Annotated in this window: 13 protein-coding genes; 6 read left to right on the forward strand and 7 right to left on the reverse strand. The window is 74.6% G+C overall.

Annotated features, from left to right (window positions below; all coding sequences use genetic code 11):
* The first annotated feature begins 28 nt into the window (after positions 1–28).
* Both AC0GKK_RS15270 and AC0GKK_RS15275 read left to right on the forward strand, forming a co-directional pair.
* Positions 29–514 (forward strand): MarR family winged helix-turn-helix transcriptional regulator, encoded by a 486-nt coding sequence (locus AC0GKK_RS15270; protein ID WP_178376572.1) that lies wholly within the window; start codon positions 29–31, stop codon positions 512–514.
* A 2-nt stretch (positions 515–516) separates the two neighbouring features.
* Positions 517–3,330, forward strand: a complete 2,814-nt coding sequence (locus AC0GKK_RS15275) for an MFS transporter (RefSeq protein WP_489881924.1) — start codon at positions 517–519, stop codon at positions 3,328–3,330.
* 70 nt (positions 3,331–3,400) lie between these two features.
* Here AC0GKK_RS15275 and AC0GKK_RS15280 read toward each other — a convergent pair whose 3' ends face one another.
* Together AC0GKK_RS15280 and AC0GKK_RS15285 are read right to left on the reverse strand one after the other, a co-directional pair.
* Positions 3,401–5,209, reverse strand: a complete 1,809-nt coding sequence (locus tag AC0GKK_RS15280) for a gamma-glutamyltransferase family protein (RefSeq protein WP_489881925.1) — start codon at positions 5,207–5,209, stop codon at positions 3,401–3,403.
* Positions 5,210–5,247: 38 nt separating this feature from the next.
* Complete coding sequence (locus AC0GKK_RS15285; RefSeq protein ID WP_489881926.1) at positions 5,248–6,975, reverse strand: TM0106 family RecB-like putative nuclease; 1,728 nt, start codon at positions 6,973–6,975, stop codon at positions 5,248–5,250.
* Between the two features lie 156 nt (positions 6,976–7,131).
* Here AC0GKK_RS15285 and AC0GKK_RS15290 point away from each other — a divergent pair, with 156 nt between their 5' ends.
* The gene (locus AC0GKK_RS15290; RefSeq protein WP_489881927.1) at positions 7,132–8,019 is read left to right on the forward strand and encodes a DUF6474 family protein; all 888 of its coding nucleotides are present in this window, start codon (positions 7,132–7,134) and stop codon (positions 8,017–8,019) included.
* A gap of 49 nt (positions 8,020–8,068) precedes the next feature.
* On the opposite strand, the gene AC0GKK_RS15295 is transcribed toward AC0GKK_RS15290, so the two are convergent.
* From AC0GKK_RS15295 to AC0GKK_RS15305, 3 genes are read right to left on the reverse strand one after another with little or no spacing between them, the layout of a single operon-like run.
* Entirely contained in the window at positions 8,069–9,475 is a 1,407-nt protein-coding gene (locus AC0GKK_RS15295; protein ID WP_489881928.1) for a dihydrolipoyl dehydrogenase family protein, read from the reverse strand.
* Positions 9,476–9,494: 19 nt separating this feature from the next.
* Positions 9,495–10,154 carry an NAD(P)H-binding protein gene (locus AC0GKK_RS15300; RefSeq protein ID WP_476653253.1) on the reverse strand — a complete coding sequence of 220 codons (660 nt, stop codon included), beginning with the start codon at positions 10,152–10,154 and terminating at the stop codon, positions 9,495–9,497.
* 26 nt (positions 10,155–10,180) lie between these two features.
* Positions 10,181–10,636: a DUF4442 domain-containing protein gene (locus AC0GKK_RS15305; protein ID WP_083474440.1), complete on the reverse strand. Its 456-nt coding sequence runs from the start codon at positions 10,634–10,636 to the stop codon at positions 10,181–10,183.
* Positions 10,637–10,824: 188 nt separating this feature from the next.
* Between AC0GKK_RS15305 and AC0GKK_RS15310 the strand changes: the two genes are divergently transcribed.
* The 3 genes from AC0GKK_RS15310 (at position 10,825) to AC0GKK_RS15320 (ending at position 13,744) form a co-directional block, all read left to right on the forward strand.
* A complete protein-coding gene (locus AC0GKK_RS15310) occupies positions 10,825–11,853 on the forward strand; it encodes an NAD(P)-dependent alcohol dehydrogenase (protein WP_489881929.1) in 1,029 nt (342 codons plus the stop codon).
* Positions 11,854–11,936: 83 nt separating this feature from the next.
* On the forward strand, positions 11,937–13,004 hold the full coding sequence (locus AC0GKK_RS15315) for an amidohydrolase family protein (RefSeq protein ID WP_489881930.1): 1,068 nt from the start codon (positions 11,937–11,939) through the stop codon (positions 13,002–13,004).
* Between the two features lie 56 nt (positions 13,005–13,060).
* A complete protein-coding gene (locus tag AC0GKK_RS15320; RefSeq protein WP_489881931.1) occupies positions 13,061–13,744 on the forward strand; it encodes an iron-sulfur cluster assembly protein in 684 nt (227 codons plus the stop codon).
* Positions 13,745–13,903: 159 nt separating this feature from the next.
* Here AC0GKK_RS15320 and AC0GKK_RS15325 read toward each other — a convergent pair whose 3' ends face one another.
* Together AC0GKK_RS15325 and AC0GKK_RS15330 are read right to left on the reverse strand one after the other, a co-directional pair.
* Complete coding sequence (locus tag AC0GKK_RS15325) at positions 13,904–14,656, reverse strand: class I SAM-dependent methyltransferase (protein WP_489881932.1); 753 nt, start codon at positions 14,654–14,656, stop codon at positions 13,904–13,906.
* 32 nt (positions 14,657–14,688) lie between these two features.
* On the reverse strand, positions 14,689–15,030 hold the full coding sequence (locus AC0GKK_RS15330) for a TfoX/Sxy family protein (RefSeq protein ID WP_161152569.1): 342 nt from the start codon (positions 15,028–15,030) through the stop codon (positions 14,689–14,691).
* Between the last annotated feature and the right edge of the window lie 5 nt (positions 15,031–15,035).

The following is a 15,035-nucleotide window of genomic DNA, read 5'->3' on the forward strand; positions in this document are numbered from 1 at the left end:
TACATGCACTACCGAGAGGGGGTCCGCGATGAGCACCGCTCAGGCTGCCACCGCCGAGCCCGCCGACGCCGACCTGGAGCTGGCCGACTCGATCGTCCGGGAGCTGTTCCTGCTGGTCCGCCAGGTGAAGCGGTCCGGTGAACGGCACCGCCCCGAGATGATCGTCGACATGGCCGCGTACCACGTGCTGGCCCATCTCCACTTCGGCGGCCCGCAACGGGCCGGCGAGGTCGCCGCCACCTTCCACTCCGACCCCTCCACGATCAGCCGTCAGGTGTCCGGCCTGGTCAAGGCGGGTCTCATCGAGCGGCGCGCCGACCCCGGCGACGGGCGCGCCTCCCTCCTCGCCGCGACGGACGAGGGCGTCCGCGTGATCGAGACCGAGCGACGCCGTCGCGCGCACGTCATCGCCACCGTGCTGGCCGCGTGGAGCCCCGACGACCGGCAGGCCCTCACCGGCCTGCTCGGCCGCTTCCTCGACGACTACCAGACCTTCGAAGCACAGGAGTCCTGAGAATGTCCACCGCTGCCGCCAGTGCGCAGCGCCCCGCCGCCACCTCCGGCGACGGCGAGCTGACGCACCGGCAGATCCTGACCGTCCTGGGTGGACTGATGCTGGGCATGTTCCTGGCCGCCCTGGACCAGACGGTCGTCTCGACCGCGATCCGCACCATCGCCGACGACCTGTCGGGCCTCAACCTGCAGGCGTGGGCGACGACGGCCTTCCTCATCACCAGCACCATCACCACGCCGCTGTACGGCAAGCTCTCCGACATCTTCGGCCGCAAGCCGCTGTTCATGACCGCGATCACGATCTTCCTGATCGGGTCCGTGGCCTGCACCCTGGCCTGGTCGATGTACTCCCTGGCCGCGTTCCGCGCGCTGCAGGGCCTCGGCGCCGGCGGCCTGATGTCGCTGGCGCTGACGATCCTCGGCGACATCGTCCCGCCGCGTGAGCGTGCCCGCTACCAGGGCTTCTTCCTGGCCGTGTTCGGCACCTCGAGCGTGATCGGCCCGGTCATCGGCGGCCTGCTGTCCGGTGTGGACACCATCGCCGGCATCGACGGGTGGCGCTGGATCTTCCTGGTCAACGTGCCCATCGGGCTCGTCGCGCTGGTCGTCGTCTACCGGGTGCTGAACATCCCGCACGTCCCGCGGCCCGCACGGATCGACTGGCCCGGCGCGCTGGCGCTGGCGCTGTGCCTGGTGCCGCTGCTGATCGTGGCCGAGCAGGGCCGCGAGTGGGGCTGGGGTTCCACCTCGTCGATCGTCTGCTACGTCATCGGTGGGGTCGGCCTGCTGTTGTTCCTGCTGGCCGAGCGTGCCTACGGCGACGCCGCGCTGCTGCCGCTGCGGCTGTTCCGCACCGGCATCTTCTCGCTGTCCGCGGTGCTCAACCTGCTCATCGGTATGGCGATGTTCGGCGGCATCGCGCTGCTGCCGCAGTTCCTGCAGATCGTGCACGGCGCGACGCCCATCGAGGCCGGCTTCATGATGCTGCCGCTGGTCGGCGGGATCATGGTCGCATCGATCCTCTCCGGCCAGCTGACCTCGCGCACCGGCCGCTACAAGATCTTCCCGGTGATCGGCACCGCGTTCATCACGATCGCGATGGTGCTGCTGTGGCAGACCGTCACGCCGTCGATCCCGATCTGGCAGCTCGACCTGACCATGGCCCTGCTGGGTCTCGGCCTGGGTCTGTGCATGCAGACCCTCGTGCTCGCCGTGCAGAACGCGATGCCCGCCCGCGACATGGGTGTCACCACCTCCTCGGTGACGTTCTTCCGGCAGATGGGCGGCACGCTGGGCACCGCGATCTTCCTGTCGGTGGTGTTCTCCACCGCCGGCGACAAGATCGCCGACGCCATCCGCGCCGCGCTCGGCACGAGCTCCTTCCGGGCCGCGCTGACCGACCCCGCCGTCGCGGCCGACCCGGCCAACGCGCAGGTCGTCGGGGCGCTGCAGTCCGGTCAGGCCGGCGGCCTGTCCACCTCGGTGCTGGCCGACTCCTCGTTCCTGCAGCGGATCGACCCGCGGCTGGCCGCACCGTTCCAGGAGGGCTTCACCAGTGCGATGACGCTGGCGTTCCTCATCGCGGCCTGCGTGATCGCGGTGGCCTTCGTCCTGGTGCTGTTCGTCAAGGAGCTGCCGCTGCGCACCATGTCCGGTGCGCAGGCCGCCCGGGCCGAGGCCGCGGGCGAGGGTGCCGCCGCCGCGTCGGTCCCGACCGAGGCGCTCGGGACGGTCGCCCCGGCCCCCGCCCCGGCCGGGCGGGTCGACGGCGGTGGGCGCGGCGCGGACATCGCGCCGCCCACCACGCCGCTGCCCGTCGTCGCCCGGCAGGAGCCGCCGCACCCGGCGCCCCGGCCGAAGCCCCAGTCGCGGCCGCACAACGGCACCGTCGGTGACGCCGCCGCGGCCGCGGGCCTGGACCACCTGCACTCCGCGGGCGGCGACGGCCCGGCCGTCACCGGACGGGTCCAGGGCGGCACCGGCACGCCGGTCGCCGGTGCGGTCGTCACCGTCACCCGGCTGTCCGGCGACCAGGTCGGTCGCACCACGACCGACGGCGACGGCCACTACCGCATCGCCGTCGACCAGCCCGGACGCTTCCTGGTGGTGGCGGCCTCGGCGGCGCTGCCGCCGCACGCCGCCACGGTCTCGGTCGGCACCGAGCCGGTCCGCCACGACGTGCGGCTGTCGGTCAGCAGCGGCATCCGCGGCACCGTGCTCGACGCCGCGGGCACCCCGCTGCCCGGGATCACCGTCTCGCTGATCGACCACGGCGGCGACGTCGCCGCGGCCGGCCGGTCCGGTGAGGGCGGCCGCTGGGCGCTCGACGGCGTCCCGGCCGGGCGCTACACGCTCACCGCCGCCGGCGAGGGCGTCGACCCGGTGGCGGTCGGCGTCGAGGTGCCCGGCTCCGGCACGGCGGTCCAGGACCTGCGGCTGCCGCAGCGCTCCCGGCTCACCGGCCGGGTCACCGCGGCGCCCGACGGGCACCCGGTGGCGCACGCACTGGCCACGCTGATCGACGCCGAGGGCGCCGTCGTCGGGTCGCGGCTGTCCGGCCCGGACGGGACCTTCGCGTTCGAGGGCCTGCCCGCGGGCAGCTACACCCTCGCGACCAGCGGCTACGCCCCGGTCGCGACGGTGGTCGCGCTGGAGCCGGGCCGGGTGACCCACTCCGACGTGGAGTTCCCGCTCCCGCTCGACGGACAGGCGTCCACGAACGGCAACGGGTCCGCGTCGAGCAACGGCAACGGGCTGCAGAACGGCCGGCACGTCCGGGAGGGCGAGCAGGGTCTGCGGGGCGAGGCGCACCGCTGACCCACCCGTCCGTGTTCCACGTGGAACGCCCCGTTCCTCCCGTCACGGGAGGGGCGGGGCGTTCCGCCGTCTACAGCGCGATCGCCGCGCCCACCCCGGACCGGGGGTCGACCGCGGCGTGCAGCGTCCCGGGCCCGCCGCCCCCGGGGACGGCGGCGCCGGTCCCGACCGCGCACATCCGGCCCAGCGCCCAGGCGCCCGCGTCGTCCACGACGTGCCCGCGGCGGGTCAGCCCGGCGAGGGTGGCGGCCCCGAGCCGGGACTCGACGACGAGCCCGTGCGGCTCCCAGCCCCGCGGCGCGAAGGACGCGGGGAACGCCGTCGAGTGCCAGGTCGGCGCGTCGATCGCGGCCTGCAGGTCCAGCCCGCCGTGCATCAGCGCGAGCAGGAAGGCGAGCTGCCACTGGTCCTGCTGGTCCCCACCCGGCGTCCCGAACGCGAGTGCGGGCTCGCCGTCGCGCAGCGCCAGCGACGGCGACAGCGTCGTGCGCGGCATCCGCCCGGGCGCCAGCGTGCTCGCGAGCCCGTCCTCCAGCCAGAACATCTGGCCGCGGGTGCCGAGGCAGAAGCCCAGCGCCGGGATCGTCGGCGACGACTGCAGCCAACCCCCCGACGGCGTCACCGAGATCATGTTCCCGGCGGCGTCGACGACGTCGACATGCACCGTGTCCCCGCGGGCGACACCGTCCCGCGACACCGTCGGCTCGCCGGTGCCCGGCCCCTCCGTCCCGGAGCCGCGACCGGCGCCCGGGGTCGCCGCGTAGTCCCCGATCCGGGGGGTGCGTCCGCCCGGCGAACCGGGTCGCAGCCCGCCGTCCGAGGCCGGGCCGATCAGGCCCCGCCGGTCGTCGGTGTAGGCGTCGGAGAGCAGGTCGGCGATCAGGTCGGGGGTCGCGCCGTCGCCGTACCAGGCCTCCCGGTCGGCGAAGGCGAGCTTCGCGGCCTCGGCGGCGGCGTGCACCGTGTCGAGGGTCGCGACACCGCCGGGCAGCTCCAGGTCCAGGCCCGCCAGCAGCCGCAGCTGCTGCAGCAGGACCGGCCCCTGCGACCACGGGCCGCACTTCGCGACCGACCAGCCGGACCCGGCGTCGGCGACGAGCGCGTCCTCGTAGTGCGCCGACCAGCCGGCCAGGTCGTCGGCGGTGAGCAGGCCGGTGTGGTCACGTCCGGTCTCGTCCCGGACCGGGGTGGCGGCGAACCGGCCGATCTCCTCGGCGACGAACCCGCGGTACCAGGCGTCGCGGGCGGCGTCGATCCGCGCCTCCCGGCTCGGGCCGACGGCCTCGTCGAGCAGCCGGCGCCAGGTCGCGGCCAGCACGGGCAGCCGCACCAGCTCGCCCGCGGCGGGGACCCGGCCGCCGGGCAGCCAGGTCGCCGCCGACGACGGCCAGTGCGTGCGGAAGTGGTCGGCGACCGTGCCGATGGCCGCAGGCACCCGCGGGACCAGCGGGAACCCGCCCGCGGCGTAGCCGAGCGCCGGTGCGAGGACGTCGGCGAGCTCCCAGGTGCCGTGGTCGCGCAGCAGGGTCAGCCAGCCCTCCCAGGCCCCGGGGACCGTCGCCGGGAGCAGGCCGGTGCCGGGGACGATCGTGCAGCCCAGGTCGCGCAGCCGGTCGGCCGTCGCGGCGGCCGGTGCCACGCCCTGGGCGCACAGCACCCGCGGGACGGGGTCGGTCGCGGTGACGAACACGGCGGGCAGCTCACCTCCCGGCCCGCACAGGTGCGGCTCGACCACCTGCAGCACGAACCCGCAGGCGACGGCGGCGTCGAAGGCGTTCCCGCCCCGCGCCAGCACCGTGGCCGCGGCGGCGGTGCCGAGATGGTGGGTGCTGCTGACCGCGCCGTGCGGCCCGATCCGGTCGTGTCCTCTGGGTGCCACGACCCGGATCCTCACACGCCCGCGTGGCCCCGCGGACCTCAGGCGGGGTCGCGCAGCTCGCTCACCAGCGGGACCTCCAGCACCCGGTCCGAGGACATCCACTCGCGCAGCGCGTGGGTGGCCAGCACGTCGTCGGTGTTGTAGCCGAGCAGCCGCTCCCGCTGGACCGGGTCGGGCTCGCCGCCGTCGAGCGCGACGGCGTCGCGATACCAGCGCATGGAGTTCTCCCCACCCGCCTCCGGGTCCCGCCAGGAGAACCCGGCGGCGGGAGCGATCTTCTTCAGCCCCTTGCCCTGCGAGCACAGGAACCAGGTGGAGACCACGCCGTAGAGGTCCACCCAGCACGGGTCCGCGACGAACGCGCGCACCTCGGCCTCGGTCGGTACCCCGGGCATCCCGGCGAACCGCTGCGCCGAGGCGATCATCCAGCGGTTCTCGGCCTGCTCGTTGTAGCAGTAGGCGGCGAACGTGCGCCCGGACGCGAGCGTGGCGGCGCGCAGGCCCGCGAACCACGTCCAGAACTCCCCGAACGAGCGCCCCTCGTCGCGGGTGGGCAGCGGGTCCCAGGTCGCGAACGCCCGGTAGCCGGGCTCCGGGTCCCCGTCACGGGCACCGCCGGGCAGCGTCAGCAACGCACCCCACAGGTAGGCCCCGGACTCGCCGAAGCTCTCCATGTCGACGTCGACCTCGACGTCGGCGCGCGTGACCGGCACCCGGGGCACCCGGCGGGCGACGGCGAGTCCCCGGCGGCGCGCGCGGGCCAGCGCCACGAGGTCGGTGAACGGCGGCCCGGGCAGGGTGCCGGTCAGCTCGGCGGGCGGGTCCGCCGGGTCCAGCCCCGCCAGCCCCGAGACGGTCGCGACGCCCGACTCCCGCAGCAGCCGCGCCGTCTCGCCGTGGGCGACCAGGCTGACGTCGTCGACCTGCTCCAGCTCGGCCTCGCACGTCGGCCACCAGGGGCAGCGGCGGCATTCGGTGATCCGCGACGGCGCCGCGAGCGCGGGCCCGCCGGTCGCCGCGGCCCGGGCGACGGCGGCCCGGTCGGTGAACCGCGCGTCGTACTCCTCCAGCGTGGACCGCCCGCCGGGCCAGTGCCCGGCCCGCAGGTCGTGCCAGACGACCACGTCGGCGTCCAGCCCGATCACCCCGCCGAGCCGCGGGGCCGACTCCGGCGGCGCCCAGCCCGCGGCCTCCAGCAGCCGGGTCAGCTGGGCCAGGGCCAACAGGTCGCGCGGCTGGGAGCGGACCTTGCGGTCCGGGTCGTGCCGGGCACGCTGCGGCCACGGGTCGGTGACGGCGGTGGTACGCGCGCCCTCGCCCGGATCGGTGATCCGGCGGCGCACGACGAGCAGCGGGACGTAGCCCCCGGCGGGCGTGCGCACGAGCAGCTCCGCGGTGCCGCGCCGGTCGCCGTCGACGGGCAGTACCGCACCCCAGACCAGCGGTGCACCGGCAGCGACGAGCTCGGCCGTGCGCTCCGCCCGGGCCGCCCGCGGACCGGCGCCGGTCCCGGTCGGCCCGGCCGCGCGGTCCGGCCAGGTACTCGCCCAGTCCGCACCCCAGGTGCGCGCGAGCAGCTCGCCGATCCGCACCCGGTGCGCCGCCGCGTCGGCCCGGCGCTGTTCGATCGCCGGGTCCGGCAGCGCCCGCGGCCGTTCCGCCGCCGACGGGTCGTGGTCCAGGTGCACCCGGCGGCGGCACCCGCTCAGCGCCGCCGCGTCCAGCAGGACACGGGGTGCGGTACGCGGTCCGGTCGAGGTGCTCACGGCTCCCGAGGGTAGAGACCACCCCCGACAGGAACGGATCCGCGTGACGCCCCGTTCCCCCACCCGGGTGGTGTCGGTCCTGCGCGTGCGGTGGGCGGGGCCCTAGGCTGCGTCGACACGGCGACCATCTGCCGAGCCGACCCGGGAGGACACGACATGGGACTGCTGCGCAGGAAGCCGAGCGCGGGCGAGCGCGCCGCGGCGGCGACCAGGGAGGCGGCGGTCGATGCGTCGGAACGGGTGCAGTCGGCCACGGTCCAGACCCTCGAGTACACCCGCGAGACCGCCGACAAGGCCGCCGAGAAGCTGCACCAGCGCGCGGTGAAGGCCCGGAAGAAGGCCGAGGCGGCGTCGCGGCGGGCGGAGAAGGCCGGCCGCCGGGCCGCGCGCAGCACGCGTCGCGCCGTCGGCGAGGGCACCGCCACCGCGAACAGCCTGCTGAGCTCGGCCGACCTCAAGGCCCGCTCGGCCGACCGAAAGGTCGCCAAGGCGGCGGCGAAGGCCGACGCCGGCGCCCGCAAGGCCGAGGCGAAGGCCGCGCGCGCCGCGGAGAAGGGCAGGCTCAAGAGCGAGACCCTGGCCGCCAAGCAGGCCGAGCGGGACCGCGCCGCCCGCGAGTGGAACGCCAAGAAGGTCCAGCGGTACCTGGGCGTGGCGAAGATCGTCGCGCCGCTGCTGGCGCCGTACGCGATGGCCGCGGCCGGATCGCTGCGCCACCGCCTCGACGACCACCGGTCCCGCCGACTCGGCGTGTCCCCGGACGAGCTGGGCGGTTACTCCGGCCCCGGCGGACGGCTGCACGCACGGCTGTCCCGGATCGCGCGCACCATCACCGAGCTGCGCGAGGACGGGACCGTCGAGCGCGACCAGGCCGCGAAGCGGTTCGCCGACGAGACCGAGCCGCGGCTGCACGACCTCGCCGCCGCCGTCCGGGCCGCGGAGAACATGCCGGCCGCCCGCCGCAAGGCCGCGTACCGCACGGTGTCGGCGGACCTGGACCGCATCGAGGTGCGGCTGCTCGACCACCTGGGCGTCCGCTCCTGAGACCGCCGCTCCTGTGGGCCCGGCCGACACCCGGGCCCACAGGACGACCTCATCCGACGCGGTAGGTCTCCAGCAGCCGCAGCCACACCTCGCTGATCGTGGGGAACGCGGGCACGGCGTGCCACAGCCGGGCCAGCGGCACCTCACCGACCACCGCGACCGTCGCCGCGTGCAGCAGCTCGGCGACCCCGGGCCCGACGAACGTGACCCCGAGCAGCACCTCCCGCTGCGGGTCGACGACGGCGACCACCCGGCCGGACCAGTCGTCCGCGGTGAGCGAGGACCCGGCGACGGCGATCTCCATGTCGACCACCCGCACGTCGAGCCGCTCGGCGCGGGCGGTCGCGGCGGTCCGGCCCACCCAGGCGACCTCGGGGTCGGTGAACACGACCTGGGGCACCGCGTGGTGGTCGGCGGTCGCCGCGTCCTCGCCCCAGGGGTTGTCGTCGAGCGGGCGGCCCGCGGCGCGCGCGGCGATCGCGTGCGCGGCGATCCGGGCCTGGTACTTGCCCTGGTGGGTGAGCGGGGCCCGCCCGTTGACGTCGCCGACGGCGTAGAGCCAGTCCCCCGCGGCGAGCCCCGAGTCGTCGACGACGATCTCGCCGCGCCGCCCGGGGCCCACCCCGGCCGAGCCGAGGTCGAGCCCGTCGGTGGCCGGACGGCGCCCGGTCGCGACGAGCAGCCGGTCCACCTCGACCTCGTCCCCACCGCCGACCAGCACCGTCGCGTCCCCGTTCCGGCGCACCTCGTCCAGGCCGGTACCCAGCCGCACGTCGACGCCGGCCTCCCGCAGCCCGGCCGCGACCCGCTCGGAGGCCTGCGGCTCCGCGCCCGGCAGCACCCGGTCGCCGTGGTTGAACAACGTGACCTGCGCGCCCAGCCGGGCGTGGGCCAGCGCCATCTCGCAGCCGACGACGCCGCCGCCGAGCACGCCGAGCCGGCGCGGGACCTCCCGCGCCGAGGTCGCCTCGCGCGAGCCCCAGTACTCGACCGTGTCCAGCCCCGCGACGTGCGGGACGACCGGCACGCTGCCGGTCGCGACGACGACGGCGTGGCGCGCGGTCACCACGGTCTCGGTGCCGTCGGCCGCGGTCACGACGACGCGCTTCTCCCCGGCCAGCCGGCCCCGGCCGCGCAGCACGGCGGCGCCGGCGCCCTCGGCCCACCGCACCTGGCCGCTGTCGTCCCAGTCGGAGGTGAACGTCGTGCGGCGTTCGAAGACCTTCGCCGGGTCGAACTCGGCCCGCACGCCGGGCAGCCGCCGGGCGTCGGCGACGGCCTGCGGGGTGCGCAGCAACGCCTTCGACGGGATGCACGCCCAGTACGAGCACTCCCCGCCGAGGAGCTCGGCCTCCACCAGCACCGCGGACAGGCCGGCGTCCACCGCGTAGCCCGCGGCGTTCTCACCGACCGGGCCCGCCCCGATCACGACGACGTCGTAGCTCTGCTCGCTCATGGGGCCGACCCTTCCGCACTCACCCCAGGGCCGCGACCGCGTCACCCAGCTCGGTGTCGCCGCCGCGCAGCTCCAGCGTCGTGCCCGCGGTGCCCGGCGCGGCCAGCAGCGCGGCGACGGCCGCGGCGGAGTCGTCGCGGGTCACCTCGCCGTACTCCACCGGCGGCGGGGCCAGGGTGACGCGCCCGGTGCCCGGGTCGTTCGTGAGCCTCCCGGGCCGCAGGATCGTCGCGTCGAGGCGCGTGTCGGCGCGGATCGCGTCCTCGGCGGCCTTCTTCGCGCGGATGTAGGCGGCCCACACCTCGCCGCGTTCGGGGTCGGGCTCGGCGTCGACCCCGGGTGAGGAGACCAGCAGGTAGCGGCGGACGCCCGCCCCGGCGGCCGCGTCGGCGAGCAGGGTGGCGCCGTCCCGGTCGACGGTCTCCTTGCGCTCGACGCCGCTGTCCGGCCCGGCCCCCGCCGCGAAGACGACGGCGTCGGCGCCGGTCAGATGCCCCGCGAGGTCCGTCGCGGAGATCTTCTCCAGGTCCGCCACGACCGGGCTCGCCCCGGTGGCCGCCACGTCGTCGGTGTGGTCGGGGTTGCGCACGATCGAGCGCACCGTGTGTCCCTGACCCGTGAGCAGTGTGGACAGTCGCAGCGCGATCTGTCCGTGTCCTCCGGCGATCACCACGTTCATGCGGCCACGCTAGGCCGGACGGCTGCTCACCGCCTGTTCGGCTTGAGCGTCCAGACGATCGTCATGGCCCCGGTCTGCACACCCTGGGCGTCGGTGATGGTGACGTCGACGGTGAACTCCGGGCGCGTCCCGGCGTCGAGCTCGGCGAGCACCTCACCGGCCGGACGGGTCAGCACCGCCTCGGCGCGGAGGTCTCCCTTGGCGAGCTTGAGGTAGCGGATCTCGGACCGGACGACCAGCGGCACGGCCCGGTCCCCGGCCGAGGCGAACGCGGCCAGGCCGACCGCGCCGGACGCGGTCTCGCCCAGTCCGAACATGACCGCGGCGTGCGGCCCGCCGACGTGGTTGTGCTGGTCGGACCGGTCGGGGAGGAACGCCTCGACCCGGTCGGTCGTGATCGATCCGAAGGTGATCCCGGCGGTGCCCACCCACGGCACCGCCTGCGTCATCGCGTCGGCCACCCAGCTCGCGTCATCAGCCATGACCCGACCCTACTCGTCGGTAACCTTCGAGGAAAGCGACGCCCATTTCCTCACGATTCTCGCTGTGCGAGAACGAACCCCCTTGTCCGTCGTGCACAACGGGGTTGAGATCGGTGTGACAGCAGGCACACCAAGTCCCACCACCACGATGCGCAACGCCGCGCGTCCGAGGCTCGGAGGTACCGCCAGTGAAGGCCGTGCGGGTGCACGCGTACAAGCAGGACCCCCGGATCGACGACATCCCGGAACCGACGGTCCAGGGTCCGCTCGACGTCATCGTCAAGATCGGCGGTGCCGGCGTGTGCCGCACCGACCTCCACATCATCGACGGGGACTGGGCCGACATCCAGAACCCCGACCTGCCGTACGTGATCGGCCACGAGAACGCGGGCTGGGTGCACGCGGTCGGCGACGGCGTCACGAACGTGCGGGTCGGCGACACCGTCATCCTGCACCCGCAGCCGTCGTGCGGGCTGTGCACCATGTGCCGCTACGGGCGCGACATGCAGTGCACCGGGGACGCGTTCTTCCCCGGCCTGTCGAACAACGACGGCGGCATGGCCGAGTACCTGCGCACCACCGCGCGGTCCTGCGTGAAGCTGAACCCGGACACCAACCCGGCCGACGTCGCCGCGCTCGCCGACGCGGGCATCACCGCCTACCACGCGGTCCGCAAGGCGGTCCCGTTCCTGTACCCGGGCACCACCGCGGTCGTGCAGGGTGCGGGCGGGCTCGGCCACATCGGCATCCAGGCGCTCGCCGCGCTCACCGCCACCAAGATCATCGTCGTCGACAAGAACCCGGACGCGCTCGAGCTGGCGAAGCAGATCGGCGCGGAGGAGACCGTCGTCGCCGACGGGAACCAGGTCGAGGCAGTCCAGGAGCTCACCGGCGGCGGCGCCACGGTGGTCTTCGACTTCGTCGCCGAGCAGGGCGCGGAGACCGACGCCTGGGCGATGACCGGGCCGGCCGGCTACAACTTCGTCCTCGGCTACGGCGGCAACCTCTCCGCCCCCACCCTCGACTTCGTCGCCGGCGAGAAGAACATCATCGGCAACATCGTCGGCACCTACAACGACCTCGCCGAGCTCATGGTCCTGGCACAGGCCGGGAAGGTCACGCTGCACACCGTCCAGTACAAGCTCGACCAGGCCCTGGAGGCCCTGCACGACCTGGACGCGGGCAAGGTCCGCGGCCGGGCGATCCTCGTTCCGTAACTCAGTCATACGTACGTACAGGACGAACGTTCTTTCCCTGACCCACCACCGATCAGCAGAGCTGCTGACGCAGGAGGAACCACATGTACGAGAAGGACGGCGAGAAGTACTTCATCGTCGACTCCCACAGCCACTTCTGGGACGCCTCCCGGGAGAACTGGGTCGAGGGTCGCGAGCAGTACGCCAAGGGCTGGATCGACTGCTTCTACGGCTACCACCAGCTCGGCCCGCCCGAGACCCACTGGGACTGGGAGCACTACCTCAAGGTCTCGCAGGACGACTTCGAGCGCGACGTCTTCATCGAGGGCCACGTCGACCACGTGGTCTTCCAGTCGACGTACCTCAAGGAGTGGTACAAGAACGGCTTCAACACCGCCGACCAGAACGCGGCGCTGCTGGAGAAGTGGGGCGACCGGATCATCGTCAACGGGCGCTTCGACCCGCGTGACGGCGACGAGGGCATGAAGCAGTTCGAGGCGGACTGCGCGAAGTACAAGCACAAGGGCGTGAAGCTCTACACCGCCGAGTGGAACGGCAGCTCCCGCGGCTTCAAGCTCACCGACCCGGAGTGCTACCGCTTCCTGGAGCGGGCCCAGGAGCTGGGCATCAAGAACGTCCACGTCCACAAGGGCCCGACGATCTGGCCGCTCGACAAGGACGCGTTCGACGTCGCCGACGTCGACCACGCGGCCACCGACTTCCAGGGCCTGAACTTCATCGTCGAGCACGTCGGCCTGCCGCGCATCGAGGACTTCTGCTTCATGGCGGTGCAGGAGCCCAACGTCTACGCCGGCCTGTCGGTCGTCGTCGGCGGCCTGATGCACGCCCGCCCGAAGTTCTTCGCCAAGGTGATGGGCGAGCTGCTGTTCTGGGTCGGCGAGGACAAGATGACCTTCGGCAGCGACTACAACATCTGGACGCCGAAGTGGCAGGTCGAGGGCCTGGTCGACTGGCAGATGCCCGACGACGACCAGTTCGCCGACTACCCGCGTCTCACCACCGCGTCGAAGAAGAAGATCCTCGGCCTCAACGCGGCGAAGCTCTACGACCTCGAGGTCCCGGCCGACTGCCGGCTGCCCGACACCACGGCCGACGAGGCCATGGCCCCGGGTGAGGAGCTCGTCGACAACAAGGCGGGGGCGCAGGCGTGACCCCGCGGCCTGCTGAGAGCCCGCTCCGGCAGGCCGTGTGGTCAGCGCTGGGGACGGTGCTCGACCCGGAGCTGGACGAGCCGATCACCGAGCTCGACTTCGTCGAGTCGTGGTCGGTCTCGCCCGCCGGTGAGGTCGTCGTCGGGCTCCGGCTGCCGACGTTCTTCTGCGCTCCGAACTTCTCGTTCCTGATGGTCGCCGACGCCTACGACGCGGTGACCGCGGTACCGGGAGTGACGAGGGCGGAGGTGACGCTGGCCGACCACCACGCCTCCGACGAGATCAACGGTGGGGTCGCGGCGCACGCCGGGTTCGTCAAGTCCTTCGAGGGCTCGATCAACGGGCAGGCCGCGGCCGAGCTCGACGAGCTGCGGCACACGTTCCTGGCCAAGGCCGCGCTGGCCGGCCAGGACCGGGTGGCCCGCCCGCTCGTCGACGCCGGCCGGGGACCCGACGAGCTGGCCGGGCTGACGCTCGGCGAGCTGGTCGGGACCGAGGCCGACACCGAGGAGCTGACCCGGATGCGGACCCGCCGCAGGGCGATCGGCCTGCCCGCCGGCGACGACGCACCGCTGCTGGTCCACTCCGACGGCACCGCGGTGACCGTCGAGCAGGTCCCGCTGCACCTGCGTCGCGCGCGGTTGCAGCGGGTCGGGATCGAGACCAACGGGGAGTACTGCAAGGGCCTGCTGAAGATCCGCTACGAGACCGGCCGGACGGCGGCGACCGCCGGCCGCTGACCACCGCACGCCACCTCCGGGCCGCGCCCCTCACCGAGGGACGCGGCCCGGACGTGTGCACGCCCCGAGTCCGCGCGCTGATCCGGAGTCCGCGCGCATCCCCGCGGTTCGCGCGTGTCACGGCACGCGCGAACCGCGAATCAGCGCGCGAACCGCGAATCAGGGCGCGGGAGGACCGGCGTCCAGGACGCGGACGGTGTCGGTGAGGCGGTAGCCGTCCCCGTGCGCGAAGGGGGCCAGGGCGGCCAGCAGGGCGGCGCGGACGGCGGCGGGGCCGGCGTGGCGTGCCGCGTGCCGCCCCGGCCCGGACGCGAGCACCCCGGCGACGAGATCGTCCGGGTCGGGGTGCACCACCGGGACCCGGACGACGGCGACCTCCCGCACCACGAGCCCGGCCAGCTCCGCCAGCCGGGTCAACCGCCGCGGATCGGTCAGCGGGGGCGCACCGACGCCGCTGCGGTCGGGCCCGGGGTTGTTCTGCGGAGGCGCGGGCGCGGCCCCGGTGAGCGGGGCGAGCGCCGCGCCGATGACGGCGGCGTCGCACTCGTCGGGGGTGCCCCAGACCGTGGCCCGCACCGCGCCGCTCGGCGCGCACACCCGGCCCGCCCCGCGCAGCGCGAGCACCGGGTTCGGGAGGTGCTCCAGTACCTGCACCAGCGTGACCAGGTCGAACGCGTCATCGGCGAAGGGCAGCTCGTGGGCGTCGGCGACCCGCAGGTCCGCCCCGGGCGCGGCCCGCTCCGCCGCGGCGAGCGCGCGGGGTTCGGTGTCGACGCCGGTGACGGCCAGCCCGGCGGCGGCCGCGTCGGCGAGCAGCCGCCCCGCCCCGCAGCCGACGTCCAGCAGCCGCGAGCCCGGGCCGGCACCCGCCAGGACACGGTCGAACAGCGGGGATGCGGCAGCGGTGCTCACGGCTCCGACGCTAGTCCGGCCCGGCGCCGCGGTCACCGCTTCGGTGGGAGTGTCTCCACGACGGCGACCGCCTCGGCGACCCAGCCGGCGAGCTCCGGGCCGTCGAGGTCGTCGACGTCGGGCTCGCCGGCCACCCACAGCCAGCCGGTCATCTCGCGGCCGCCCATCACCATCCGCTCGGTCCGCGGGCGCTCCAGCAGCTCCGCGGAGCGGTCCGCGGCCACCCGCACGAGCAGCCCGCCACGTCCGCTCGCGGCGACGGCCATGTGCCCGTCGACCAGGAAGGCGAGCCCGCCGAACATCGTCTTCTCGGTCACCGGCCGGTCCGCGAGCAGGCTGCGCAGACGGGCGGCGAGACCCTCGTCGTAGGCCACCCGGG

It is taken from the genome of Pseudonocardia sp. P-1, from assembly GCF_058111925.1.